This is a genomic window from Variovorax sp. V116, from assembly GCF_041154435.1.
Taxonomy (GTDB): Bacteria; Pseudomonadota; Gammaproteobacteria; order Burkholderiales; family Burkholderiaceae_C; genus Variovorax; species Variovorax paradoxus.
The window spans coordinates 420,040-445,564 of the sequence record NZ_AP028662.1 but is presented as its reverse complement, the minus strand read 5'-3'; the positions used below and the strand labels follow the sequence as shown (position 1 = coordinate 445,564).

General features: G+C 68.5%; 26 protein-coding genes. 7 read left to right on the top strand and 19 right to left on the bottom strand.

The genetic code is table 11. From position 1 onward, the window contains the following. Window positions 1–31: 31 nt before the first annotated feature. On the top strand, window positions 32–2,212 hold the full coding sequence (locus ACAM58_RS28075; protein ID WP_062364803.1) for a xanthine dehydrogenase family protein molybdopterin-binding subunit: 2,181 nt from the start codon (window positions 32–34) through the stop codon (window positions 2,210–2,212). 10 nt (window positions 2,213–2,222) lie between these two features. Beyond that, window positions 2,223–2,681: a (2Fe-2S)-binding protein gene (locus ACAM58_RS28070; protein ID WP_062364804.1), complete on the top strand. Its 459-nt coding sequence runs from the start codon at window positions 2,223–2,225 to the stop codon at window positions 2,679–2,681. Here ACAM58_RS28070 and ACAM58_RS28065 read toward each other — a convergent pair. From ACAM58_RS28065 to ACAM58_RS28030, 8 genes are all read right to left on the bottom strand, one after another. Beyond that, window positions 2,678–3,094, bottom strand: a complete 417-nt coding sequence (locus tag ACAM58_RS28065; RefSeq protein WP_062364805.1) for a type II toxin-antitoxin system RelE/ParE family toxin — start codon at window positions 3,092–3,094, stop codon at window positions 2,678–2,680. The two genes, ACAM58_RS28070 and ACAM58_RS28065, sit on opposite strands and share 4 nt — an antisense overlap. A gap of 1 nt (window position 3,095) precedes the next feature. Then, window positions 3,096–3,407, bottom strand: coding sequence for a type II toxin-antitoxin system Phd/YefM family antitoxin (locus ACAM58_RS28060; RefSeq protein ID WP_018907149.1), 312 nt, complete (start codon window positions 3,405–3,407; stop codon window positions 3,096–3,098). Window positions 3,408–3,580: 173 nt separating this feature from the next. Then, window positions 3,581–4,174 carry a zeta toxin family protein gene (locus tag ACAM58_RS28055; protein ID WP_259347612.1) on the bottom strand — a complete coding sequence of 198 codons (594 nt, stop codon included), beginning with the start codon at window positions 4,172–4,174 and terminating at the stop codon, window positions 3,581–3,583. Window positions 4,175–4,181: 7 nt separating this feature from the next. Beyond that, a complete protein-coding gene (locus tag ACAM58_RS28050) occupies window positions 4,182–4,538 on the bottom strand; it encodes a hypothetical protein (protein ID WP_018907151.1) in 357 nt (118 codons plus the stop codon). A gap of 114 nt (window positions 4,539–4,652) precedes the next feature. Then, the gene (gene paoC / locus ACAM58_RS28045; protein WP_062364806.1) at window positions 4,653–6,863 is read right to left on the bottom strand and encodes an aldehyde oxidoreductase molybdenum-binding subunit PaoC; all 2,211 of its coding nucleotides are present in this window, start codon (window positions 6,861–6,863) and stop codon (window positions 4,653–4,655) included. A 5-nt stretch (window positions 6,864–6,868) separates the two neighbouring features. Next, entirely contained in the window at window positions 6,869–7,819 is a 951-nt protein-coding gene (locus ACAM58_RS28040) for a xanthine dehydrogenase family protein subunit M (protein WP_018907153.1), read from the bottom strand. Further along, window positions 7,816–8,463 (bottom strand): aldehyde dehydrogenase iron-sulfur subunit PaoA, encoded by a 648-nt coding sequence (gene paoA / locus ACAM58_RS28035; RefSeq protein WP_018907154.1) that lies wholly within the window; start codon window positions 8,461–8,463, stop codon window positions 7,816–7,818. The genes ACAM58_RS28040 and paoA overlap by 4 nt, the downstream gene beginning before the upstream one ends. A gap of 230 nt (window positions 8,464–8,693) precedes the next feature. Beyond that, window positions 8,694–9,656 (bottom strand): AraC family transcriptional regulator, encoded by a 963-nt coding sequence (locus ACAM58_RS28030; RefSeq protein WP_018907155.1) that lies wholly within the window; start codon window positions 9,654–9,656, stop codon window positions 8,694–8,696. Window positions 9,657–10,005: 349 nt separating this feature from the next. On the opposite strand from ACAM58_RS28030, the gene ACAM58_RS28025 reads away from it, so the two are divergent. Next, on the top strand, window positions 10,006–10,293 hold the full coding sequence (locus ACAM58_RS28025; RefSeq protein ID WP_018907156.1) for a CopG family ribbon-helix-helix protein: 288 nt from the start codon (window positions 10,006–10,008) through the stop codon (window positions 10,291–10,293). Continuing rightward, entirely contained in the window at window positions 10,281–10,619 is a 339-nt protein-coding gene (locus tag ACAM58_RS28020; RefSeq protein WP_038108164.1) for a type II toxin-antitoxin system RelE/ParE family toxin, read from the top strand. Before ACAM58_RS28025 ends, ACAM58_RS28020 begins: the two co-directional genes overlap by 13 nt. A gap of 364 nt (window positions 10,620–10,983) precedes the next feature. On the opposite strand, the gene ACAM58_RS28015 is transcribed toward ACAM58_RS28020, so the two are convergent. The 11 genes from ACAM58_RS28015 to ACAM58_RS27965 form a co-directional block, all read right to left on the bottom strand. Continuing rightward, on the bottom strand, window positions 10,984–11,973 hold the full coding sequence (locus ACAM58_RS28015) for a tripartite tricarboxylate transporter substrate binding protein (protein ID WP_018907158.1): 990 nt from the start codon (window positions 11,971–11,973) through the stop codon (window positions 10,984–10,986). A 23-nt stretch (window positions 11,974–11,996) separates the two neighbouring features. After that, window positions 11,997–13,235: an SDR family oxidoreductase gene (locus ACAM58_RS28010; protein ID WP_307594968.1), complete on the bottom strand. Its 1,239-nt coding sequence runs from the start codon at window positions 13,233–13,235 to the stop codon at window positions 11,997–11,999. Continuing rightward, on the bottom strand, window positions 13,235–13,783 hold the full coding sequence (locus ACAM58_RS28005) for a nuclear transport factor 2 family protein (protein WP_018907160.1): 549 nt from the start codon (window positions 13,781–13,783) through the stop codon (window positions 13,235–13,237). Before ACAM58_RS28005 ends, ACAM58_RS28010 begins: the two co-directional genes overlap by 1 nt. Window positions 13,784–13,856: 73 nt before the next feature. Further along, window positions 13,857–14,231: a VOC family protein gene (locus ACAM58_RS28000; protein ID WP_018907161.1), complete on the bottom strand. Its 375-nt coding sequence runs from the start codon at window positions 14,229–14,231 to the stop codon at window positions 13,857–13,859. After that, window positions 14,228–14,986, bottom strand: a complete 759-nt coding sequence (locus ACAM58_RS27995; protein ID WP_018907162.1) for an SDR family NAD(P)-dependent oxidoreductase — start codon at window positions 14,984–14,986, stop codon at window positions 14,228–14,230. Before ACAM58_RS27995 ends, ACAM58_RS28000 begins: the two co-directional genes overlap by 4 nt. Continuing rightward, window positions 14,983–17,115, bottom strand: a complete 2,133-nt coding sequence (locus tag ACAM58_RS27990) for an acetate--CoA ligase family protein (protein ID WP_062364809.1) — start codon at window positions 17,113–17,115, stop codon at window positions 14,983–14,985. The genes ACAM58_RS27995 and ACAM58_RS27990 overlap by 4 nt, the downstream gene beginning before the upstream one ends. 1 nt (window position 17,116) lies before the next feature. Further along, window positions 17,117–17,878, bottom strand: coding sequence for an enoyl-CoA hydratase/isomerase family protein (locus tag ACAM58_RS27985; RefSeq protein WP_018907164.1), 762 nt, complete (start codon window positions 17,876–17,878; stop codon window positions 17,117–17,119). Further along, complete coding sequence (locus ACAM58_RS27980; RefSeq protein WP_018907165.1) at window positions 17,875–18,987, bottom strand: acyl-CoA dehydrogenase family protein; 1,113 nt, start codon at window positions 18,985–18,987, stop codon at window positions 17,875–17,877. Before ACAM58_RS27980 ends, ACAM58_RS27985 begins: the two co-directional genes overlap by 4 nt. Before the next feature lie 3 nt (window positions 18,988–18,990). Further along, window positions 18,991–20,151: an acyl-CoA dehydrogenase family protein gene (locus tag ACAM58_RS27975; protein ID WP_018907166.1), complete on the bottom strand. Its 1,161-nt coding sequence runs from the start codon at window positions 20,149–20,151 to the stop codon at window positions 18,991–18,993. A gap of 30 nt (window positions 20,152–20,181) precedes the next feature. Beyond that, window positions 20,182–21,117 carry a flavin reductase gene (locus ACAM58_RS27970; RefSeq protein WP_018907167.1) on the bottom strand — a complete coding sequence of 312 codons (936 nt, stop codon included), beginning with the start codon at window positions 21,115–21,117 and terminating at the stop codon, window positions 20,182–20,184. 25 nt (window positions 21,118–21,142) lie between these two features. After that, window positions 21,143–22,234, bottom strand: a complete 1,092-nt coding sequence (locus tag ACAM58_RS27965; RefSeq protein WP_018907168.1) for an LLM class flavin-dependent oxidoreductase — start codon at window positions 22,232–22,234, stop codon at window positions 21,143–21,145. A gap of 102 nt (window positions 22,235–22,336) precedes the next feature. Between ACAM58_RS27965 and ACAM58_RS27960 the strand changes: the two genes are divergently transcribed. The 3 genes from ACAM58_RS27960 to ACAM58_RS27950 all read left to right on the top strand — a co-directional run bounded on the left by ACAM58_RS27960 (window position 22,337) and on the right by ACAM58_RS27950 (window position 25,157). Beyond that, window positions 22,337–23,245, top strand: a complete 909-nt coding sequence (locus ACAM58_RS27960; RefSeq protein WP_018907169.1) for a LysR family transcriptional regulator — start codon at window positions 22,337–22,339, stop codon at window positions 23,243–23,245. Window positions 23,246–23,989: 744 nt separating this feature from the next. After that, entirely contained in the window at window positions 23,990–24,337 is a 348-nt protein-coding gene (locus tag ACAM58_RS27955) for a hypothetical protein (RefSeq protein ID WP_018907170.1), read from the top strand. 10 nt (window positions 24,338–24,347) lie between these two features. Next, window positions 24,348–25,157, top strand: coding sequence for a hypothetical protein (locus ACAM58_RS27950; RefSeq protein ID WP_155736583.1), 810 nt, complete (start codon window positions 24,348–24,350; stop codon window positions 25,155–25,157). Window positions 25,158–25,525: the final 368 nt, after the last annotated feature.

The window sequence follows — 25,525 nt, the reverse complement described above, 5'->3', positions numbered from 1 at the left end:
TCGCCACACAACCATAAGACTGGAGACAAGGATGGAACATCCCGAATCCGGCGCGGGCCCCACGCCTGCGCCCTCTCATGACGAACCGCCCGGCATGCGCCGGCGCGACCTGCTGGGATATGCGGCCTCCGCGCCGCTGATCTCGGCCGCCGCGGGGCTCGGCGGCCTCGCGGCCCCTTCGTCGGCCCGGGCCGCGATACTGCCGATGACCCCGCCCGACACGACCGACCTGGTCGACATCGGCGATGCGGTGACGGTGACGGCGCTGCCGACCATGCCGCTGGTCAAGGTGAGCAAGCTTGCGAACGGCCGCGTCCGGCTGGAGCTGCCGCGCTTCGAGTCGGGCCAGGGCATCGCCACCGCCGCCGCGATGATGCTGGCCGACAAGCTGGGCCTGCCGCTGAACGCGATCGAGGTGGGCTCCGCCGACGCCAGCCCGGAGCTGATGTACAACCAGCTCACCGGAGGCTCCTCGAGCGTGCGCTCGCTGCATGCGGGCATGCCGCTGATCGGCGGGCTGGCCGCGGGCTCCGCCAGCGCGGTGGTCGGCCAGCGCGTGACGCGGCTGGACGCGCTGGACATCGTGACCGGACGCAAGAAGTTCACGCTCGACCAGGCCGTGCCCGACGCGAAGCCGACCATGGTGTGCCGGCCGCCCACCATCAACGGCCAGTTCGTGCGCATCAACAACACGACCGCGGTGATGGGCATGCCCGGCGTGCTGGGCATCGCGCCGATTCCCGCCACCAACGGCATCGTGCCCACGCCGCCCGGCGTGGCGGTGATGGCCGAGACCTTCGGGCAGGCCTGGGCCGCGGTGAACGCGCTCGACGTCACCTGGACCGCGGGCCCGGTCGCCGGCGAGTCCAACGCCAGCATCCAGCAGAAGCTCAAATCCGCGCTGCTGCCCTTCCTGCTGCCGCCGCTGGGCGCGTTGACGGTCGAGGGCGAGTTCGAGTTCGCGGCGGTCTCGCACTGCCCGATGGAAACAGAATGCGCCATTGCCGACGTGCGCGCCGACCGCGCCGAGATCTGGTCCGGCCTGCAGAGCCCGATCGTCACGCAGCAGGCGGTGGCCGCCGACCTGGGCCTGCCGCTGGACAAGGTCAAGGTGCATGCGGTGCCCTCCGGCGGCTCCTTCGGGCGGCGGCTGTTCTGGGACGCGACGCTGCAAGCAGTACAGATCTCCAAGGCGCTGGGCCGGCCCTGCCGCCTGATGTACCACCGCACCGACGACATGCGCCACGGCCGCGTGCGGCCGCCCATGTTCCATCGGGCGCGCGCCACGATGCTGCTGGGCCAGGTCATCTCCTTCGAGCAGCGCATCGCGGGCGTGCGGCTCGATACGCGCCACGGTTTCGGCGAGATGCTGGGCGCCGCGGCCATCGCGCTGCCCAACGGATTTCCGCAGACGGTGGGCAACTTCGCCATCGAGCAGGTCATGTTCAAGACCATGGTCAGCTCGCCGTACAACTTCGGCGTCACCACCAAGCTGCTGACGCCGGTCGCGATGGACATCAACACCTGCTCCTACCGCTCGGTGCACATCCAGCCCTCGCGCATGGTGGAGGAGATCCTGGTCGACGAGATGGCCAGGGCGCTGCACAAGGACCCCGTCGCCTTCCGCCTCGAATACCTGCGCCTGCCGCGCGCACGCGCGGTGCTCAAGGCCGTGGCCGAGGCGGCGCAATGGGGCAAGGCCATGCCGGCGGGCTTCGCACAGGGCGTGGGCGTGCACCAGGAGTCGAAGTCCTTCACCGCCTGCATCGTCGAGCTCGACGCGCGCGTGCCCACCGACCTCAAGGTGACCCGCGCCACCATCGCGATCGACGTCGGCACCCCCATCAACCCCTCGGGCATCGAGGCGCAGATGCAGGGCGGCCTGTGCGAGTCGATCTCCATCGTGCTGACGGCCGGCCTGCACATCCAGAACGGCCTGCCGCTGGAAGGCAGCTACTCGCAGTACCACTTCGCGCGCATGAAGAACTACCCGAAGGACGTGAAGGTCATCATCATGCCCCCCACGAGCGGCGAGGCGATCGGCGGCCTGGGCGAGGTGGGCCTGTCGGCCAGCTCGGGCGCGATCGCCAACGCCTATGCGCGCGCCACCGGCAAGAAGCCGCGGAGTTTTCCGCTGAACTTCCCCGTCGATTTCACCCCCATCCCCCCGGGCAAGCTGCCCACGCCGGTCGTCGTGCCGGTACCCCACTGAGGAGCCCGCCATGCCTGTGCAATCTTTCAAGGTGAACGGCGGCAACGTCGACGTCGAGGCGCCTGACGACATGGCCCTGCTCTGGGTGCTGCGCGACAAGCTCGGCATCACCGGCCCGAAGTACGGCTGCGGCATCAACGTGTGCAAGGCCTGCACCTGCCACGTGGACGGCAAGGCGGTCACCACCTGCTCCACGCGGGTCGCCGACGTGCGCGGCCGGCAGGTCACGACCATCGAGGGCCTGGCCAACGGCAACACGCTGCATCCGGTGCAGCAGGCCTGGATGAACCTCGACGTGCCGCAATGCGGCTTCTGCCAGCCAGGCCAGATCATGGCGGCGGTCGACCTGCTGCGGCGCACCCGCAACCCCACCGACGCGGACATCGACGCGATCGAGAACGTGTGCCGCTGCGGCACCTATGGGCGCGTGCGCGAAGCGATCAAGGCGGCTGCGGCGATGATGGGTTAGCGGGTTGGCCAATCGAAGCCGAGCTGCCTGTGGTGCTTGATCGCCAACAACTGAACAATGCCCGCATCACCTGGATCGCCATCGGACACAAGGTACAGGACCAGGTATTCATCCATCACGTATTCGCGCAGCTCGGCATTGGGGCCCAAAGCGGACAGCTGCAAGCCAATGCGCTCGAGAAGCCGCTTCGCCTCGACGGATTCGACGGCCCGTTTCAGAAAATGCCGACCCATGCGAGGGTGCCGCTGCAGGTTCGGAACAACGACATCGGTCAGCGCATCGAGCAGGCGCTCATAGCCTTGTGCAAAGTCGTTGTCGAGCCAGAATGCTTCGATGCTTTCGAGGTTCGATGCAAAGTTGCGCGCGTACTGCACGCGCGCCAGTGCCGCCCCTTCTTCTTCGCGGCCAGCCATTTCAGCCGGCAGTGCCGCCGGAACGCGCCTTGCGCTTCAGTTTCAGCTCCGCCAGGCCTTCCAGCGCATCGACCGTGCGGCCGGCCTGCACATCCGCCAACCCCCGTTCGACCTCGTCGAGCAGCAGCAGGTGGATGCGTGCACGCTCCAGCCGGTGGTAGTGGTCAAGCCGTTTGGCATCGATCACGGCCACAGCCGGTTCGCCGTTCTTCGTGATGATTTTTTCCGCGCCGTTCTGCACTTCGAGTACGAGGTCCGAAAGGTGGGTGCGCGCTGTTGAAAACGGAACAATGTCGCGAACGGAAATAGACATGCGAATCTCCGAGAGCCGAGAAGTGCTCAATATTTTGCTCATTCTAGAGCGTTCCCAGCCCTTGCAGCTCAAGCAAGATCGGTGTGTCGTCTTCTCAGGCGCACCGGGTAGCTCAATCTGTTGAATATCGGCCATACCGCGCCGGTCGATGCAAGGTCGACGAGCGGCGCACGTCAATGAAGCCCGAGTTCTCGGCCGTAAAGCGCCCCGGCCCAGGCCGGCAGGTCCGCAGAGACCTCGATCACACGGCCTTCCCTGAAGGCAATGACGCGCTGCGCAGGCGCATTCAGCCCGGAGTTGTCGTAGACGAAGCCGTGATCGGCCTGCAGCACGGCGTCGCGGATCAGCGGCTGGTTGCGCTCGAAGCGCTCGCGGATCTTGTCTTCGGGCACGTCGTGCCCGCCTTCGTCCACCCGCTGCGCAACCCGGCTCACCGAAAGCTCCGGCCGGCGGACGTTGATGTGATAGACCACGACCCGGAATCCCGCGGCTTTGGCATCGCGGAGCAGATCGAGTTTCGACGCATGGGAAAACGTGGACTCGGAGATGAAGCCGATGCGCCGTTCGAGCGCCTGCCGGCGCCGGCTTTCCGCGATCTCGGCCGCCCGGTAGGCGGCGGCCATCGACGGATCGCCGAGTTCCTCGCGCTGGATCATGTCGGCATTGATGAACAGAGCCTTGATCCGCGGGCGCAGGACGAGTTCGTAGAAAGTGGACTTGCCGGCACCATTCGGTCCGGCAAGCATGATCATCGTCGGACGACTCACACGGCGTTCAACGCTTCACCGCGGCAGAGCCGAACACCAATCGATCCTTGTCGTCGAGGCCGACACCCACGCCCCGGCGCCGGCGGTCGCGCCAGAAGTCCTCTTCCACGACGGTGGCGGGTGCATCGGCCAGGCCCTGGATGAAATCATCCTGCTCGGCTTCAGCGAGCGAGTCGAGCGACATCGGCTCGAGGCCGCGCAAGGCCATTTCAACGCGGGAATAACCGACCTGCGGGTCGCGTTCCATGGCACGGCCGATGCGAAGCCAGTGTTCGGCCTGTCCCGAAATCGACCGGCTGTTCAGTCGCGCCGCATCCCGCAGCGCTTTCATTTCAATTTCCGAGATCTTCACTGCCTGGCTCATGCGAGACTCCTTGAGGTTCCATTTTGCAACCTTCAGGCGCATTCTGCAACTCACCAGGTGCCCCGGTGCCGATCAGGGGCATCGGAAAGCCCTCATGTCTCCAGCTGCCCCGCCTCACACCACCGGCGGCAACCGATCCAGCAGCTTGTCGAGCGTGATCGGATAGTTGCGCACCCGGACGCCCGTCGCGTTGTAGACCGCGTTGGCCACCGCGGCCGCGACGCCGCATATGCCCAGTTCCCCGACGCCCTTAGCCTTCATCGGCGAGGAGATCGGGTCGGTCTCGTCGAGGAAGATCACCTCCTGGTGGGGAATGTCGGCATGCACCGGCACCTCGTAGCCCGCGAGGTCGTGGTTGACGAAGAAACCATGCCGCTTGTCGAGCGCCAGCTCTTCCATCAGCGCCCCGCCGACGCCCATCGTCATGGCACCGATCACCTGGCTGCGCGCCGACTTGGGGTTCAGGATGCGCCCCGCCGCGCACACCGCGAGCATGCGCCGCACGCGGATCTCGCCGGTGGCCGCGTCGACGCCCACCTCCACGAAATGCGCGCCGAAGGTGGACTGCTGGTACTTCTTGTCGAGGTCGCCGTACTCGATGCCGTCCTCGGCCATCAAACCTTCGGCGCCCGCCGCTTCGGCCAGCGGCAACGCACGCTCGCCGGCGCGCACCATGCCGTCGGCAAATTCCACGTCAACCGCGCCGAAGCCCAGCTTGCTCGCGACGGCCTCGCGCAGCTTCATGCAGGCTGCATAGACGCCCGAAGTCGAGTTGTTGGCGCCCCACTGCCCGCCCGAGCCGGACGACACGGGATAGGCCGAATCGCCCAGGCGCACGAGCACCCGGTCCAGCGGCACGCCCATGGTCTCGGCGGCGGTCTGCGCAATGATGGTGTACGTGCCGGTGCCGATGTCGGTCATGTCGGTTTCCACCGTGACCATGCCCCGGTTGTCCAGCCGCACGCGCGCGGCCGACTTCATCAGGAGGTTGTTGCGGAACGCCGCGGCCATCCCCATTCCCACGAGCCAGCGACCGTCGCGCTGCTGTCCCGGCGTGGCATTGCGCCGGCTCCAGCCGAAGCGCTCGGCGCCCGTGCGCAGGCATTCGATCAGCCTGCGCTGCGAAAACGGACGCTGCGGCTTCTCCGGATCGACCTGCGTGTCGTTGCGCACGCGGAATTCGACCGGGTCGATCGCGAGCTTCTCCGCCATCTCGTCCATCGCGATTTCCAGCGCCATCATGCCCGGCGCCTCGCCGGGCGCGCGCATGGCGTTGCCCTCGGGCAGGTCCAGCACGGCCAGCCGCGTGGTCGTCAGGCGGTTGGCACCGGCATACAGCAGCCGGCTCTGGTTGACCGCGGTTTCCGGCTGTCCGCCCGGCAGGTCGCCGGACCAGCCTTCGTGCGCGATGGCGGCGATCTTGCCGTCTCTCTCGGCGCCGATGCGGATGCGCTGGATGGTGGCGGGCCGGTGGGTGGTGTTGTTCATCATCAAGGGCCGCTGCAAGGCCACCTTCACGGGCCGCTTGGCCGCCCGGGCGCCCAGCGCGGCCAGCAGTGCATCGGCGCGCACGAACAGCTTGCCGCCAAAGCCGCCGCCGATGAAGGGCGAAACGAGGCGCACATTCGCCTTCGGGATGCCGAGCGTCTTGGCGACGTCGCCGACGCCCCAGGCAATCATCTGGTTCGAGGTCCAGATGGTGAGCTTGTCGCCCTGCCACTGTGCCATGGAGGCGTGCGGCTCCATCATCGCGTGCGACTCGTCGGGCGTGGTGTAGGTGGCATCGAGCTGCACGGGGGCCGCGGCGAACGCGCCCGCGAAGTCGCCCGCCTTTGTCAGCGGCTCGCCGGAAAACGGATCGGCCTTGGGCATCTGCGCCGCATCCTTTTCGGCGGCCAGGTCGAAGCGGCCCGGCGCACGCGTGTAGGCGATGCGCACCAGCTGCGCCGCGGCGCGCGCCTGCTCGAAGGTGTTGGCCACGACCAGTGCGACCGCCTGGTGGTAGTGGTCGATCTCGGGGCCGCCCAGGAGCTTGGCCGTGTTGAAGTCGCCCTTGCCGAGCTTGCCGGCATTGCGCGCCGTGACGATGGCCAGCACGCCCGGTGCGGCGCGCGCGGCGTCCAGGTCCATCGAGGCGATGCGGCCTTTCGCGATGCCGGCGCCCACCACCCAGCCGTAGGCGGCGTTGGGTACTTCGGTGTGGCGTTCGTAGGCGTAGCGCGCGGTGCCGGTGGTCTTCATCGGGCCGTCGATGCGGTCCGTCGGCTTGCCGATGATCTTGAGCTGGTCGATCGGATTGGTCGTGGCGGGCGTGTCGAATTTCATGCTGCTCAGCTCCTTGCTTGCGCCAGTGCCGCGGCCAGCGCGCGCTCGGCCAACGGCAACTTGAATGCGTTCTCGTGCGTAGTCTGCGCGCCGGCCAGCAGTCGCGCGGCCACCGCCTTGGCGCCCTGCGGCATCGCGGCCTCCGCGGCCTCCACGCGCCACGGCTTGTGCGCCACCCCGCCCAGCGCCACGCGCCCCGAGCCGTCGCGCTGCACGACCGCTGCCACCGACACCAGCGCGAAGGCGTAGGAGGCGCGGTCGCGCACCTTGCGGTAGATCTGCGTGCCGCCGATCGGCTTGGGGAGCGTCACGCCGGTGATCAGCTCGTCCCGCTCCAACGCCGTCTCGATGTGCGGCGTGTTGCCAGGCAGGCGGTGAAAGTCGGCGATCGGGATCACGCGCGTGCGGCCGTCGGGGCGCACCGTCTCCACCGCCGCGTCGAGCACGCGCATCGCCACGGCCATGTCGCTTGGATTCGTCGCGATGCAGGCCGTGCTCGTACCGACCACCGCATGCTGTCGCGTGATGCCGCCGATGGCACTGCAGCCGCTGCCCGGCTGGCGCTTGTTGCAGGGCTGGTCGGTGTCGTAGAAGTAGGGGCAGCGCGTGCGCTGCAGCAGGTTGCCCGCCGTCGTGGCCTTGTTGCGCAACTGGCCGGAGGCGCCGGCCAGCAGTGCGCGCGACAGCACGCCGTAGTCGCGGCGCACGCGCTCGTCGGCGGCCAGGTCGGTGTTGCGCACCAGCGCGCCGATGCGCAGGCCGCCCTCGGGTGTCGGCTCGATCTTGTCCAGCGCCAGGCCGTTCACGTCGACCAGGTGCGTGGGCGCCTCGATCTGCAGCTTCATCAGGTCCAGCAGGTTGGTGCCGCCCGCAATGAACTTGGCGCCTGGGTGGCGCGCGACCGCCGCCGCGGCCTGCGCGGGCGACTGCGCTTTCTCGTAGGTGAATGGCTTCATGTGCGGCTCCCGGCCACCTCGGTGATGGCATCGACGATGTTGGAGTAGGCGCCGCAGCGGCAGATGTTGCCGCTCATGCGCTCGCGCAATTCCTCGGCCGACAGCAGCGGACGCGCGGTGAGATCGGCGCTCACGTGGCTCGGCACGCCGCGCTTGATCTCGTCGAGCACGGCCACCGCCGAGCAGATCTGCCCGGGCGTGCAGTAGCCGCACTGGTAGCCGTCGTGCTTGACGAAGGCGGCCTGCAGCGGGTGCATGTTCTGCGGCGTGCCCAGGCCCTCGATGGTGGTGACCTGCGCGCCGTCATGCATGACCGCGAGCGTCAGGCAGGAATTGATGCGCCGGCCATCGAGGATGACCGTGCAGGCGCCGCACTGGCCATGGTCGCAGCCCTTCTTGGTGCCGGCCAGGTGCAGGTGCTCGCGCAGTGCATCGAGCAAGGTGGTGCGCGTGTCGAGATCGAGCGCGTGGACCTGCCCGTTGACGTTCAGCGAGAGCTTCGCGCGGGGTCCTGGCGTTGCGGCTGCTTTGGGGGCCGCGGCTTCGGCAGGTGCCGAAGAAGAAACCGCCGCGGCAGTGGCGGTGGCGGCGCCGGCAATGAGCGCGTCGCGCCGCGAGATCAAGGGAATCGTGGGACTGTCCATGTCGGCTCCTGTTGTTCGAGGTTCGGGTGCATCGATCGGCCATCGTTTCCCTTTCTGATATCACGCGCCATCGGCGGTCGCAATAGGAGAACGGATGCCATGCACCTGCGAACAGTTTCATCGTGTCTTCGGCTCCTTATTTTTCTGGCGCCGCGCGGGGATTGGTAGGGCATTCCGCTTGTTTTCTTGCCCGATCCGCTGAGCTCGAAAGCTCCTGAGAACGGAAGTTCCTATGCCGGGTTCGCCAGCGCGTGCCTGGGCATATCGGTGCCCCTGGCCGCCCCGCGCAGCACCTCGATGTCCCGCTTGGGCGGCGCACCGAACAGCCGGCTGTACTCGCGGCTGAACTGCGAGGGACTTTCATAGCCGACCCTGAACGCCGCGCCCGCTGCATCGAAGTGTTCGCTCAGCATCAAGCGTTTCGCTTCGTTCAGCCGCAGCCATTTCTGGTACTGCAGCGGGCTCATCGCGGTGAGCTGGCGAAAGTGGTGGTGGAAGGTGGGCGCACTCATCTGCACGCGCGCCGCGAGTTCGTCGATGCGAAGCGGCAAGGCGTAGTTCAGCTTCAGCCAGTCGATGGCCCGCGCGATCCGGTAGCCCTGTCCGTCCACCGAGGCGATCTGCCGCAGCCGGGCGGCCTGGTCGCTCATCAGCAGCCGGTAGTGGATCTCGCGCTGGATCAGCGGGGCAAGAACGGGAATGGCATGCGGCTCGTCCAGCAGTTCGAGCAGGCGCGCGAACGGCCCCAGGATCGCAGGCGTGGCCGCGCCGATGCCCACCCCCACGCCGACCGGGCGATCGCGCGGCGGCGGCAGGCCGCCCTGCGCAATCAGCTCGGCCAGTATGCGCACGTCGAGCTTCAGGACCAGGCCCAGGCAGGGCTGCCCGGGGCTTGCCACTATCACCTCCGAATTGGCGGGCACGTTCAGCGAGGTGACGAGGAACCGCGAGGTGTCGTAGGCATAAGCCTCGCCGCCCACCCACATCTGCTTGGCGCCCTGGGCAACGAGCACGATGCTCGGCTCGATCATGCAGACGGCGGGCGGCGCGGGGCATTCGCGCCTGAAGAAGGCCAGGCCCGCGATCGGTGTTTCGAAGTCGCCCGCGCCCGGCGTGCGCGCGCCGATGACCTGCGCCATCGCGTGCTGTGGCGGCCTGCCCTCGGCGGCCGTGTCGTGGTGTCTGGGGGCCATGCTGCTTGGAGCCTTTGCAAAAGACTCTAACCCGCCGGCCCGTCTCCATCTGCCAAGGCGCGCTGCCGCCATTGGATCGGGCAAGAAATCCAGCGGAGTACGCAATCGACGCCCCGCGCATTCCTTCACGCAGGTCCCGTCGCGCCCGGGCCAGGGACGAACGGGATGAAATACTGAATCGCGCTTGGCGCGGGTTGGGCTGACCGCCGCCCATGTCCCGAATCGCAGCGTATCCGGGCAGGACCGCATGCAGCCTGAGCCATCGCGTTGCAACATATGCACTGCACGTTGTGTGGCCATCGAGGCGCGCCTGTTGGCTGGCCAAGGCATCATTGGTAGAGTATTACCTATGAATACCGCCATCAGCCCGACGCCGGTCAAGCTCGACCCCGAACTCAAAGTGCGCCTGAAGCGCCTGGCCACGGCGCGCCACCGAGCGCCGCATTGGCTGATGCGCGAGGCCATTGCCCAGTACGTCGATCGCGAAGAAAGGCGCCAAGCCCTGCACCAGGACGCGGTGGCCGCATGGGCAGAGTTCGAGGAGACCGGTCTGCACGTCTCGGATAACGAGATGGTTGCCTGGCTGGAAACCTGGGGTACTGACGAAGAGTTGCCAGCGCCTGCATGCCACAAGTGAGGTTCGCGCCGGCGGCACTCCGCGATCTGGAGCGCTTGCGGGAGTTTCTGCGACCGAAGAGCCCGGCAGTTGCCGCGCGTGCGGGGGAAACCATCATCAAGGCAGTCCAGGTCCTGCGCAAACAGCCGATGGTGGGCCGGCCGCTGGAGGATCTGCCGCCTGAATACCGCGAGTGGGTGATCGACTTTGGCGCAAGTGGCTACGTGGCGCTGTACCGCTACGCTGGCGAGGGGGATGTGGTCACGGTGCTGGCCTTGCGCCACCAGCGGGAGGCAGGCTATGAGCCGGGTTCGGGCGGCTCAGGCGAAGGCTTGCCGCCTCCCTGACCTCAAACTTCTTCGGGGCCTCGCCAGACACGCGCCGCCGTCTGGGTCGCCAGCACGTACCGCCGCGGGGCGATGTTCTGCGTTGCGAACGGAACGACCAGCAGCGTGAGGCCTATCCTCGCCGACGCATCGGCACGAGAACGCCGGGTAGCCGGAATCGGCGAGCGCCTGGCGAGGGAGGCGACGGCAGGAGCCGGGCAGAGAAGCAACAGCAGCGCCGTGCAGCACCAAAATCAACCGCACGAGGAAATGCGTGGCGCATTCGCCTTGCTTGCGATCTGTACGGTGTTCAAGAGGTGACTCCTGGCAATCAATCGTCGTGGGTGTCCGGTACGAGGCTACGGCCAAATAGTTCGGGCGAGCGCTAGTCGAGCCGCAGCCTGGTGACCTTGGCCAGCGACTGCCAGGCCGCGAGGTCGCGCCGCACCGTGGCCGCGAACTGGTCGGCATCCTTGACGGGCGGGCGCGGCATGTTTTGCGCGGCGAACTTCTGGATGATCTCGTCGGTCGAGAGGATGCGGTTGATCTCCTGGTTCAGGCGCAGCACCACCTCGCGCGGCGTGCCGGCCGGCGCGAAGACGCCGTACCAGCCGTCCGCATCGAAGCGGTAGCCCTGCTCGGTCAGCGTGGGCACGTCGGGCAGTGCCGGCCCGCGCGCCGAGCCCGTGCAGCCCAGCGCCCGCAGCTTGCCGCTGCGGATGTGGGGCACCGGCGACGCGATGTCGACAAAGCCCACGCCGATGCTGTTGCCCAGCAGGTCACTCAGCAGCGGCGAGACGCCCTTGTAGGGCACGTGCACCAGGTCCATGCCGTACTGCGCCTTGAGACCCTCCATCACCAGGTGGCCGGTCGATCCGCTGCCCCAGGAGCCATAGGCCAGCTTGCCGGGGTTGGCCTTGGCATGGCGCACCAGGTCCGCCAGCGACGCGAGGCCCGTGGCCGGGTTCGCCACCAGCAGGATGCCCGCGGCGCCGACCTGGGCGACGGGCAGCAGATCCTTCTGCGCGTCATAGGGCATCTTCGGCTGGATGACCGGGTTGATCGCGATGGCCGAGGACGGCGACAGCAGGATCGTGTGGCCGTCGTGCGGCGCCTTGGCGACCGCATCGTTGCCGATCAGGCCATTGGCGCCGGGCTTGTTGTCCACCACCACGGGCTGCCCGAGCGCCTGCTGCAGCGGCCCGGCCAGAAGGCGCGCGAAGATGTCCGAGCCCGCGCCCGCGGGGCCGGACACGACCATGCGGATGGGGCGTGCCGGCCAGCCGCCGGCTTCGCTGGCGTGCAGCCGCGCTTGCAGCGCGAGCAGGCCCGCGCCGGCCAGCAGGCGGCGGCGGGAAACGAGGGTGTCGATCATGCGGAGGTCTCCTTGTCTTTGGTTCAGCGTTCGGCCGCGCCGGCGCCGGGCCGCAGCACCTGCCCGGTCAGGAACTGCGCACGCGCGCCGGCCAGGTAGCCGAGCAGCGGCAGGCAGCTGTCCGGTGCGAGGCCGGGCTGCAGTTCGAGTGCGTTGATGCGCAGTCCATGCGCGCCCCATTCGGCGGCCAGTGTGGCGACCAGCATGCGGGCGGCTTCGGCGTCGCCGGCCAGCTCCCAGGGCAACCGCGCAGCAGGCCGCGGCAACAGCAGCGTGAGGCTGGCCAGCGCCGCATGGCGCGCGCGGAAGCGGCGGGCCGCATCGAGCACGGCATCGAGCTGCGCGCCCGGCGGCGCATCGAGAGCGCGGCCGTCGATGACGGCGGGGTAGCTCTGGATGCCGGCGCGGTCCGCATGCGAACGCACCCACGTGTCCAGCGCAGCTTGCCACTGCGCCTCGCGCACCGCCTCGCAATGCGGCTGCAGCGGTGCCTCGAACGGCAGCGGCCCATGCGCGCACGGCGGCAAGGGCTGGCTGCCGCCGCAGATGGAGGAGCCGCCATCGAGCACCAGCAGCTGCCCGGTGAGCACGCGCGCATCCGCGCCGGCCAGGAAGCACAGCGCCTCGACCATGTCCTCGGGCTCGGCCATCCGGCCCATCGGAATCTTCGAGACCGCCTGCGCCGGGTTCAGCCGGCCGCCATCGATCAGGCGCTGCACGAGCTCGGTTCTCACGAAGCCCGGCGCGAGCGTGGTCACCGTCCAGTCGGGCCGGGCCTGCGCGAGCGCCCTGCCCTGCGCGATCAGCCCGGCCTTGCTCGGGCTGTAGAGGCCGCGCCACGGAATGGCGCGCAGCCCCGCGCCCGATGCCACGTTGACGATGCGCGCACCCGGCCGAAGCCGCGGGGCGCAGGCCTGCACGATGCGGGCCGGGGCCGCCAGGTTGAGCGCCAGCAGGCGCGCGGCCGTGCCGTCGTCGGGGCAGGACGTGGCCTCGGCGCCGCCGGCCGACAGGCCCGCGTTGTTGATGAGGGCATCGAGCGGCGGGATCTCCTGGCCCAGGCGCTCGATCCGCGCGGCATCGGTCAGGTCGGCCACCAGGCCGAGCGGCCGCTCGGCCTCGGCGGGCCAGAGCGCTTCGAGGCGCTGCAGCGCCTGCGCATCGGCATCGACCAGCACGCAGTGCCAGCCGGCGCGCGCGAGGCCCAGCGCCGCCGCACGGCCGATGCCGCCGCCGGCGCCGGTGAGCAGTACCGTCGCCATCAGGCACCGCCCCGCACTGCGCGCAGCAGCGCATAGACGGCGTCGTGCGGCGCCGCGGTGCCCACCGGCTGGCGCGCGCCGAACAAGGCGGCGTCGTCCTGCTTCAGCTCGGGCCGCGTGCGCTCCTCGATCCAGTCGTAGATCACGGTGCGTGCGGCCACGCGCCACTCGCCGCCGCGGCGCTCGAAGCGGTCCGCATAGCGGCCGCACAGGAAGGTCTCGCGCTCGGGCTGCGCGGCCGTGGCCTGCAATGCGAAGAAGCTGCTTTCCACCGCCGCGGCATCGCCGTGCAGCTCGATCAGCACATTGCCGATCTGGTGGACGCGGCGTCCGCCCTGCCGCAGCTTGGTCAGCGCCTGATCGATGAAGCCGGCGGCGCTGCCGTTCCAGGCGCCGTGGCAGTCCGTGGCGTCCTCCCAGTAGGCCGAACGCAGGGCTTGTTCGTCGCAGCGGTCGATGCCTCGGCAGTAGCGCAGCAAGCAGTCGCGGATCGCCTCGCGGTCCAGCAACTCCTGCAGCGTTGCCGGCCCGTGCGCAGCGGCACTCACTGGTGCACCCTTGGCGCTGCGCGCCTTCCCGCCAGGCGGGAGCGAGCTTGCTTGGGGCGGCCCGGCGCGGCGCTCATGCGGGCGCTGCGCGCCGGAACAGCTGCACCAGGTTGCCCTCGGGATCGCGCAGCGACAGCACGGCGCCGTGGCTGCCCATGTCGCGCAGGCCCAGCACCTGCCCGCCGGCCGCGCCGATGCGCTCCGTCGCGCCCTCGAAGTCGTCCACCTCCAGCACCATCACCAGCCCGCTGGTGGCGGGCGCGGCCTCCTCGGCGCTGGCCAGCGCCACGTTGGTGCCGCCCACGCCGTACTGGATCCAGCGGTCGCCATCGCGGAACGTCATCGGCAGGCCCAGCGCACCTTCGTAGAAGGCATGCAGGCTGGCCGGCTGCTTCGCCACGACGAACACGTTCTGCACCCGCTTGGGCGATTGAACGGCGGCGCTCACAGCGATGTCTCCGAAGCACCGCCGTCCAGCCGCAGCACGTCCGCGTTGAAGAAGCGCGAGGCGTCGCCGGCCAGGAAGCAGATGGCGTCGGCAATGTCTTCGACCGTGCCCAGCCGCCCGAGCGGCGTGCGGCCGATGCGCCGCGCATCGAGTTCCGCATTGCGGTGCTTGGCAGTGCCTTCGGTGGGCACGGCGCCGGGCGCGACCGCGTTCACGCGGATGTTGCGCGCGCCCAGGTCGGCGGCCGATGCGCGCGTGATGCCCAGCACGCCGGCCTTGATGCCGCTGTAGACCACCGAGCGCATCGGCGACTTGAAGGCCGCGATGGAGGCCACGTTGATGATCGAGCCGCCGCGCTCCGGATCCATCGCCTCGGCCGCGGCCTGGATGCCCCAGATCACCGACTTGAAGCCGATCTCCACCATGCGGTCCATGACCTCCGGCGTGATCTCGGCCAGCGGCTGGTAGCGCACCCAGGCGGCGTTGTTGACCATGACGTCCAGCCGGCCCGCATCGCGCGCGAACTGCGCCACGGCCTCGCGCATGCCGTCGCGCGTCGACACGTCGCAGGGCAGCCCGATGGCCTGGCCGCCGAGCGCGCGGATCTCGGCCACGGCCTCCTCCACGAACTCCGGCTTCAGGTCGTTGATGCCGACGGTGGCGCCCAGGCGCGCCATGGCGCGGGCGGTGGCACGGCCGATGCCGTGGCCCGCGCCGCTGATGAAGGCCGTGCGGCCTGACAAAGACATGTTCATTGCTTGCCTTTCACGGCGTGTTCCTCTGGCACCAGCAGCGCGTCGAGCGCATGCGCGCCGCGGCCCTGTTCCAGCACCACCAGGGGGTTGATGTCGATCTCGCAGACGCTGTCCGCATGCCGCACCGCGAAGCGCGACAGCGCCGCAATGGCCCTCGCGGCCGCCTGCACGTCGGCCTTGGGGCGGCCGCGCGCGCCGTCGAGCAGGGGAAAGGCCTTGAGCGAGCGCAGCATCGCCGTGGCCTGCGCCTCGTCGACGGGCGCCGGCTGCAGCGCCACGTCCTTGAAGATTTCGGCAAAGATGCCGCCCAGGCCGGCCATCACCATCGGGCCGAACACCGGGTCCTTCCTGGCGCCCAGGATCAGCTCGACGCCGCCCTGCACCATCTGCGCGACCAGCACGCCGGCGATGCGGGCGCCGGGCGCCTTCGACGCCACGCGCGCCAGCAGTTGGCCGTATTCCTCGCGCAGCTGCGCTTCGGAGCGCACGCCGACGAACACGCCGCCGACCTCGGTCTTGTGCGCGATGTCGGGCGAGACGATCTTGAGCACCAGCGGAAAACCCATCTCGCGCGCGGCGGCGAGCGCCTCGTCGACGCTGCGCGCGACCGCCTCCCGCGGCACGGGCAGTCCCGCCTCGGCCAGCACCGCCTTGGCGCTGGCCTCGGTGGCGAAGGCCGCGGCGCCCAGCGGCGCGCGTGCGATGGCCGGCGCAGCAATCCGTGCGGCATCGCGCGCGCCGAAGCGCAGCAACGCCGCCACCGTCGCGCAGGCCGCATCGATGCCCTCGACCACCGGAAAGCCCATCGCGTTGAGCCGTGCGCGCACGTCCTCGGGAGCGCGCGCGCAAAGCAGGATCAGACGCGCGGGATGGTCCTTGCGCACCTGCGCGAGCGCCTCCAGGAACACGTCGCGCAGACGCGGCACATGGAAGGCGTTGGCCGACTGCAGGATCAGCGCGTCGCAGCTGTCGTCGCGCGCCACGGCATCGAGCATCTGGGCCAGCACCTCGGGCCGGCTCGACACCTGCGCCGTCATGTCCACGGGATTGGACGGCGCGGCGAAGGGCACGGCCGCGACGATGCGCGCCTGCGTCTGCGCCGCGAGCTTGGGCAGCGCCAGGCCCTGCGCGCTGGCCGCATCGGCCAGCAGCACGCCGAAGCCGCCGGAGGCCGTGAGCACCGCCACGCGGTGGCCGCCGGGCACGCGCGCCGGACCGGCCACCGACAGCGCATGGCCAACCTCGAGCAGCAGCTCGATGCTGGGCACGCGCAGTGCGCCGCCCTGGCGCAGCACCGCATCGAACACCGCGTCCGACCCGGCCAGCGCGCCGGTGTGCGAGGCCGCGGCCGCGCTGCCCGCCTCGGAGACGCCGACCTTGAGCACCACCAGCGGCTTGCCGGCCTCGCGGGCCATCGCCATGGCCAGCATGAGCTTGGCGCCGTCGCGGCAGGTTTCCATGCAGCACAGGATCACCGAGGTGCCGGGATCGGCCGCCAGCGAGGCGATGGCGTCGGCAATGTCCACGTCGCATTCGTTGCCCGTGGTCAGCATGCGGCTCACGCCCAGGCCGCGTTCGCCGGCCAGCCGCAGGGTGAAGCTGCCGAGGTTGCCGCTCTGCGAGACGATGCCCACCGAGCCCGCCGCGGGAAAGGACGATTCCAGCGCCACCGAGAAGGTGGCAATGCTCTTGTCGGGCACGCCGATCGCGCCCAGGCAGTTGGGGCCGACAATGCGCATGCCGCTGGCGCGCGCCACCTCGCCGATGCGCGCCTGCAGGCGGCTGCCCTCCTCGCCCATTTCGGAGAAGCCTGCGGACAGGATGACCGCGGCCTTCACGCCGCGCTGCGCGCAGTCCTGCACCGCGTCGAGCACGCCCGCGGGCGGCACCGCAATCACTGCGAGCTCGGGCACCTCGGGCAGTTCCGCCACACTCGCATAAGCCTGCAGCGACTGCACCAGGCCGCCCTTGCGGTTGATCGGATAGATGCCGCCCGCATAGCCGTACTTCTGCAGGAACTGCAGCGGCCGGCCGCCGATCTTGGTGACGTCGTCGGAGGCGCCGAAGATCGCGATCGAGCGCGGCTTGAACAGCGCGTCGAGGCCGTGGCCCACTTGCGTTGCCTGCATCTCAACGACCTTTGTAGACAGGCTTGCGCTTTTCGAGGAAGGCCTTGCGGGCCTCCTGCGCATCCTCGGTCCTGGCCAGCGCCATGGTGATGTTCTGCTCGAAGCGGTAGCCGTCGCGCTGCGGCATCAGGTCCATCATGTTGGCCGCCTGCTTCGCATAGGCGACGGCGAGCGGCGCCTTGGAGGCGATCTCCTGCGCGATCTCCATGGCCAGCGGCATCAGCCGATCGCCGGGCACCACCTCGTCGAGCACGCCGCGGCGGTACAGTTCGGCGGCGGGCACCTTCATGCCGGTGAAGAACATGCGGCGTGTGAACGAGCGGCCGAACATGGTGCGCAGCATCGAGACGCCGCCGGCCAGGCCGACGTTGATCTCGGGCATGGCGAAGGTGGCGTCCTCGCTCGCCAGGAAGATGTCGCAGGCCGCCATGAGCCCGAAGCCGGCGCCCAGCGCAGGGCCGTTGACGGCGGCGATCACGGGCTTGGCGCATTCGCGGATCGCATTGCCCGTTTCGCGCGTCCAGCGGTTGTGGTCGAGGAAGTCGCCGGCCTTCTGCGCATCGGGCCGGTCCTTGAGGTCCGCGCCGGAACAGAAGAACTTGCCGGTGCCCGTGAGGATCGCGACGCGCACGTCGGCGCGCTCGGAGACCTCGTCGAAGATCTCGATCAGGCGGCGGCGCGTGGCGCGGTCCAGTGCATTGACCGGCGGCTTGTCGAGCCGGACGACGGCGATGTATTCGGAAACTTCCAGTTCGATGCTCATCGCACACTCCCGGTCTGGTTGGAAAAAGAAACTTGCGGCGCGGGCTCATGCGGCGCCAGCAGCAGCGCGGCGTGCAGCAGCCGGTCGCCGTAGCGGAACTCGGAGGCGATCAGGCGCTGCGCCGTGCGGGTGGCCAGCACCTCCTCGCTCACGCCCATGCCGCCGTGCATCTGGATGGCCGCTTCGGCGCAGGCGCGCGCCGACTCGGCCAGCGACACCTTGGCCAGGCGCAGCGTGCGGCGCAGGTCGGCCGCGTTCTGCTCCCAGGCATGGAAGCAGTGGATCACCAGGCCCTTGGCGCCCAGGTACTTCACGTACATGTCGGCCACGCGATGGCGCAGCACCTGGAAGCTCGCAAGCGCCACGCCGAACTGGCGCCGCTCCTTCAGGTGGATGACGGTCTGGCGGATCAGCGTGGCCAGCGCGGCCACCGTGTCGGCGGCGGTCAACAGCAAGGCGGCGTCGGTCGCCTTGGCGCGCGCCGCGCGCACGGCAGCGCCGCGTGCGATGCAGGCGCCCTCGGGCACCGCGAGCCGTTCCAGCGCGAAGTCGGCGCCCAGGCGGCCTTCCATCGTCCGGTAGCGGACCTTCGGCGGGCCGATGCGCTCGGCATCGACCAGGAAGAGCGCCTCGTCGCCATCGTCCAGCTGCGCGGGCACGAGGTAGTGCGTGGCGGGCAGCGTCAGGTCGACGCCCTGCACCGCGCCGCTCAGCGCGTAGCCGATGTCCAGGTGCCGGGCCGTGATGGCGGGGTCCTCGGGCGTGGCGGACAGCGCGGTCATCGGCGCGATCCGCGCGCTGCCCTCGGCCACCGCCTCCAGCCAGCGACGGGCCGTCTCGGCGCCGGCCGCCTGCAGCAGCAGCGGCACGACGGCACAGGTCTCGACCACCGGCAGCTGCAGGCCGTGCGTGGCCAGCCCCTCGACGATGGAAGCGAGGTCGCTCAGGCTGCCGCCGACGCCGCCGGCCTCCTCGGACACGAGGGTCGCGGTCCAGCCCAGCTCGCGCACGGGGTCGCCCTGGATCTGCTGCGCGATGTGGTCCTCGGCATAGCGGCTGGCTGCGTCCAGCAGCATGCCGGGAAAGAGCGATGGAAATGAAGTGGACATGGCTCAGGCTCCCAGCAATTCGTTGGCGACCACGTTGCGCTGCACCTCGGAGGTGCCGCCGGCGATGGTGCGGGCGCGCGTGAACATGTAGTTCTGGATCCAGGTGGCGTCGGGCACGTCCTCCCCGGCCTCGGCGAGGAAGCGGTGCGCCGCGTCGGGGCCGACCGCATCGAGGGCAATGGTCGTCAGGCGCTGCGCCACGTCGGCGCAGGTCATCTTGATGACCGAAGGCTGCACGCCCAGCGGACGCTGGTGGATCAGGTCGTCGGTGGCCTCGGCCATCATCACGCGGGCTCCCTTCACGTCGGCCTCGCACAGCAGCAGCTTGTGGTGCAGGCCGCTGAAGTCGCGCCGGCCCGCGGCGGCCCGGCTCGCATCCTCGACCAGCCGCGTGACCTGCCGGCGCATGAGCTCCAGCCGCGCGACGTTGGCCGGTGGCAGGCGCTCGCGCTCGAGCAGGAACTTGGCGCAGGTCCAGCCCTTGCCGACCTCGCCGACGAGGTTGTCGGCGCGCACGCGCACCTCGTCGAAGAAGACCTCATTCAGGTGGTGCCAGCCGTCGATGGTCTTGATCGGGCGCACGGTGATGCCCGGCGTGTCCATGGGCACCAGCAGCAGCGAGATGCCTTCCTGCTTCTTCGCTTCCTTCGAAGTGCGCACCAGCATGTAGATCATGCTGGCCTCGTGGGCATGCGAGGTCCAGATCTTCTGGCCGTTGACGATCCACTCGCCGCCCTCCAGCCGTGCGCTGGTGGACAGCGAGGCCAGGTCGGAGCCCGAGCCGGGCTCCGAATAGCCCTGGCACCACCAGTCGGAGCCGTCGAGGATGCGCGGCAGGAAGCGGGCCTTCTGCTCGGGCGTGCCGAAGCGGATGATCACCGGGCCGATGTGGCCCAGCCCATGGTGGTAGAGCGGCGGACAGTCGTTCTCGGCCATCACCTCCTCGAAGATCAGGCGCTGGCGGATGTCCCACCCGGTGCCGCCCGCTTCGCGTGGCCAGCTCGGCGCGCCCCAGCCGCGGGCATTCAGGATCTGCTGCCAAGCCTGGTATTCGCGCTTGGTGATCTTCTGGCCGGCCGCGACCACGGCGCGGATCTCGGGCAGGCAGGCGTCGCGCGCGAACGCTTCGAGTTCGCGCCGGAAGCCGGCGTAGTCGATGGACATCTTGTCTCCTGTTGGAAATTGGAAAAGGGCTCAGCCCTTGCGCAGCTGCGTGATCAGTTCGTCCAGCGCGGCGGCGGCGCCCTCGGGGTCGCGCCGGCGCAGCGCGTGCGCGACCTTGCGGCGCAGCGGAAAGAGATCCGGCCGCGGACGCACCGAGAGCACGTGCGTCATGCGTTCGCGCAGCACGCTGGTCATGGTCTGCGCCATCAGCGTCAGCGCCTCGTTGTGGCCGGCGGCCGCGATCGACGAGAAGAAGGCGCTCGCCGAGGCGATGCGCTCCTTCAGCGGTGCGTCGTCGGGGTGCCCCTCGATGGCGTCGGCGGCTTGGTGCACCGCGTCCAGCTCGGTCTCGGTGGCGCGCTCGCTCGCCAGCCGCAGCAGGGTGCCGTAGAGCGTGCGGTAGGCCTCGTCGATGTCGGCGTCTCCGAGCCGCCCTTCCACGACGAGCTTGCGCAGCGACTCGGCCAGCATCATGTAGGCGCCCTTGTAGAACACCAGCGCCTGGTCGGGCACGCCGGCGCCCAGGTGCCGGACCTCGCCGATGAAGATGGTGTGGTCACCGGCCTCGTGGGCGGCATGCATGCGGCATTCGAAGCTGGCCAGGCAATCGTCGATCAGCGGCATGCCGAGCCGGCCCGCGCGCCAGGCCACGCCATCGAACTTGTCCTCGATCTTGCTGGAGGCAAAGCGGCCCGACAGCGCGTCCTGCTGCTGCGAGAGGATGTTGATGACGAAGCCGTCGGCGGCCTGGAAGGTCGGCAGCAGCCGGCTCGCATTGCGCAGGCTGAACAGCACGAGTGGCGGGTCGAGCGACACCGAGCTGAACGAATTGCAGGTGAGGCCCGCCGGCTGGCGGTCCGGCGTGCAGGTGGTGATGACGGCCACGCCGGTCGGAAAGCATCCGAGCAGCTGGCGCAGCTGCGCGGGCTCGATGGCGGGGCGGATCCCTTCGGCGGCTTCGGACATGGCGTCGGTCTCCTGGCGGCCGGGCTCAGGCCGCGGCGAGTTCGGGCCGCGCCGCGGGACGGTGCGGTGGATCGTTGGCGATCTCCTGCTGCACCGCCGGGATGATGACCTTGCCCCAGGTCTCGAGCTGGCGCAGCATCGTCTTGTGGTCGAAGTCGCCCATCTGCGTCTGGAAGCAGTAGTGCACCGGCTTGAGCGTGCGGATCTCGTTGACCACGCGCTCGATCACCGTGTCGACGCTGCCCACGGGCAGCAGCGCGCGCATCTCGTCCAGGCTCGGCTCGCCCTCGACGATGCCTTCCTCGACCTGGTAGTCGTCGGCGATCTGCGCGGTGCGGCGCTTCAGGCTCACGGCAATGCGGCGCTGGTAGCGCGCGCACTCCAGGTAGCGCTCCACCTCGTCCTTGTCGTTGCTGGCGTAGGCCGCGCGCAGCAGGCCGACCTGCACGCCGGCCGGGTCCTTGCCCTCGGCCGCGGCCACCTGGTCGATCAGCGCGCGGGTGGCGGCCAGCTTCTCCAGCCCGCCGTCGCCGCCCGAGACGAACACATGGTGGCCGGACTTCACGGCGCGCGACAGGAAGGCCGGGTCGACGCTGGTGATCCACATCGGCGGCGTGGGTCGCTGCACCGCGCGCTGGCTGATGGCGCTCATCGGCTGGCGGTAGTACTCGCCCTCGTAGCTGAACTTGGGCTGCGTGAGGCCGGCCTCCAGCATGTCGAGCATCTCGAAGGTGCGGCCTTTGGCGGATTCGAGCGAGACGCCGAAGCGCTCGAATTCGAAGTGCTGGTAGCCCGAGCCGATGCCGAGGTTCAGCCGGCCGTCGGACAGCTGGTCGACCATCGCCACGTCCGCGATCAGCCGCGCCGGCGTGTACAGCGGCGCGACCACGATGCCGGTGCCCAGCCGGATGTTGCGGGTAACCGCGGCGCAGTGCGCGATCATGGTCAGCGGCGAGGAGCACAGGCCGTAGTTGCTGAAGTGGTGCTCGGCGTACCATGCGGCACCAAAACCCAGTTCGTCCGCCAGGCGAGTCTGCTCGACGGCGTCGCGCAGGATCTGGTGGGAGGTTTTGTGCTTGTTCCGCTGCTGCATCAGAATGAAGATTCCGAAATCCATCGCTGTGACTCCTGGTTGGCTGGTTTTGATTGAGGTCCATCGTAGGAACTCGGGGGCCCTGCGGATCACCAGCGAACGCACACCTTCTTTGCGTCTTTCGAAATGAAGGCGCTCGATTCGCTGCGCATCTTCGTGGCCACCCAGAAGAAGGGCAGCCTCTCGGCGGCGGCCCGCAGCCTCAGCCTGTCGCCGGCCACCATCTCGCGGCGCATCAGCGCGCTGGAAGAGGAACTGGGCGTGCAGCTGGTGGACCGCACCAGCCGCAACCTCAAGGTGACCGAGGCGGGCCAAGCCTTCCTGGAGCGGGCAGAGGCGGTGCTGGAACTCATGAGCGAGGCCGAGCAGGTGGTGCACAACGCGCGCCAGCGGCCCGAGGGCCGGCTGCGCGTGCATTCGCGCACCCACATCGGCCTGCGCGTGCTGGCGCCGCTGCTGCCGCGCTTCGCGGAGCTGTATCCGGACATCCGCGTCGAGCTCGAGCTCTCCGAGCATCCGGTCAACCTGGTGGAGCACGACTTCGACGTCGACATCCGCACCGGCGAATCCACCGATTCGGGCTTCGTCATCAAGCGGCTGCTGTCGAGCGACGAGGTGCTGGTGGCCAGCCCGGCCTTCGTGAAGACCTACTCGCGCATCCGGCATCCGAGCGACCTGCCCCAGGTGCGCTGCCTCACCTACCGGCGCGAGCGCGAGATCATCACCTGGAAGTACATCGACGAGGCGGGCGAGCAGCAGGAGCTGGTGATCCAGGGCGTGCTGAGCGCCAACAACGGCGAGCTGCTGCGCCTGGCCGCGATCGGCGGCATGGGCGTGGCGCTGCTGTCGGAAGCCACCGTGCGCGGCGACCTGCAGGCCGGCACGCTGGTGCGGCTCTTGCCCGACTACCGCTTTGCGGTGCGGGCTTTTTCCAACGGCGTCTTCGCGGTGTTCCGGCAGAGCCGCGTGCTGCCGCTGAAGGTGCGCGCTTTTGTCGACTTCGTGGCCGATGCGCTTCGAAGCGAGAAGCGCTAATTCACGGGCTGGCTGGGAGCGGCGCCGGCAGCGGAAAGGCGTCGCGCGCGAGGCACCGGGTTGAGGGGCAGCCCGTCCGGTTTTTCCGCCCGGCGCCAAGCTTTTTGCATTTCGCCGTCGATGCCCGAGACCCGCGTGCGAAAGCTGCCACAGCACGCAGGCTTGTCACTCGGGATGCAGAAGAGCATCTGCACCTAGCTGAAGCAGCGTAGGCAGCGTAGGCAGCGTAGGCAGCGTAGATGCGCATTTTCACTCCTCCAAAGTTGCGGTTGCTGCTGCTTCACCGATCCGTTTTTGATGCGTCTCTGGTGAGTGGGGGCCAGTGAAGATGACCGCTGCAGATGCTTCCGATACGCAACGTAGCCGGAGAGTGTTGTATTGCGCTGATCTCTGATCCTCAATTTGCGGTGGCAATCAACACTCGGCGTTCGCCTTGCTCCACAAACGGCTGTACCGGTCCACGTGGTCCCCGACGTCGTGGCATAGCGGGTGCCCAAGATAGAAGCGACGCAGTCCTGCCATTTCGAAGTCAAGGACCCAAGAACCCCGCGCTTTCCGCAGCACAGCACCGAACCGGGTGAAGGCGGCTTTGCTCTGGCCCTTACGCACACCTCATCGCGAAGATTTGCTCAGCACGTGCATCAACTCGATGCCGATCGGAGCGAATGTCCGAGCCACGCCCCTGCGTCGGCGCAGGCTAGGGGCCGTGGTAAAATGCCACAAAACGCGACTTCCTGACTTCCTATGTCTTCGAACTCCATCCGTGTTGACGCCGAACTTTTCCGGATCGCCCGCGAGCAGGGCAATTTGATGTCGCGTTCGGCTGCTCAGCAGATTGAGCATTGGGCTCGCATCGGATCAGCCCTTGAAGAGTGCGGCCTGACGGTGGCTCAAGTTGCTCGGCTCCTGCAACGTCACGCCGAGGGGGAGGCAGCGAAGGCTCCCGGCGATTTCGACCTCTGGGCCTTCAAACGTGAGCGCCAGTCGTCGGACATGGCCAATGCGCGAAGCGGCCGCGTCACGCAAGCGCAACTGAGTTGGTTTTCGGACGGCGTTGCACGCCGCGTCAAGCTCACGGACTCTCCGTACTGAGGATGAATTCGTGGCCACTGAGCCTGTGCTTCCTGCCGGCGAAAGTCCTCTAGACAAAGAGACGGTCGATCTCTTCCTATCCAACATGGGCACCGACATGGTTCTTGTTGGCGGGCAAGCACTCGCTTTCTGGATGGATCGATTCGGCATCGTGGCGGAAGGTGCCGCGATTTCGAATGATGGTGACGCACTCGGCAAGGTGGCACGAGCGATTGAGCTTGCCGAGACGATCAAAGCCCGCGTCGTGCTGCCGAAGAAAAGCAGCATGACGGCGATCGTCGCGCAACTGAGACTCCCCACGGCGGGAGGCAAGGAACGCAACATTGACGTTTTGCACAAGCTCTATGCTGGCGCCAACCTCAAAAAGTCGACGCTCTTCACCAAAAGGGTGATCGCGGACAGCGTCGAGGCTGAATGGCGCCCAGGTCGTTTCATTCGCATGATGGACCCACTCGACGTTCTTGAGTCCCGCGTGCAAAACGCTGTGGGCCTGTTCAAAGAGAAAGGCCCACACGTACTCACGCAGGCGCAGTGGGCGATCCAAGTGGCTAGCGAGGCTCTACGTCGCATTGCCCAGGACCCGAAGTCCACCGAGAGGCTCGGAGGCAAGATCCGGCGGGTCTACGCGCTGGCGCGCAGCGGAGTCGGGCGGCGTCTCCTGTCAGAGCGCCAGATGGAGATTTTGGACGCCGTGGATGTGGAGTTCTTGAAATCACTCTCACCGGTGCACTCCAGGCAACTCGATCTTGTTCAGAAAGCGAAAACCGAGAGGCAGGTCCTGCGCGAATCTGGGAGTCCTCCTCCTTCGGCACTGTCGTAGTCCATTTGCGTCGACTGTCTTGCATCGCGCCGTTGTCCTCGTGACGGCGACGTCGCTGCCAAGCTGACGCGAGATCAGGCGTCAGCTCCGGCGATCGTGGTGGGCATTCAGCGATCGTGGACGCCTGTTTCGGGCTGGTCGCAGACGCTGTTTCAGCGCCATCGTTGACGCGCAGCGGATGCACGCAAGCGAGGGATTCAATGTATCTCAATCATCCATGATCAGTTTGAAGCGCACTGACGCGAAGCGAGGTTCCAAGCTGGACCAAGTTCGCCAGGCAGTACTAGCTGGCCGTGGGATCGGCATCTCGTGCATTCTGGTGGAGCCCGAGGTTGCGTGGCTATGTCGAAGAGAAGCTGGTCCCTCTC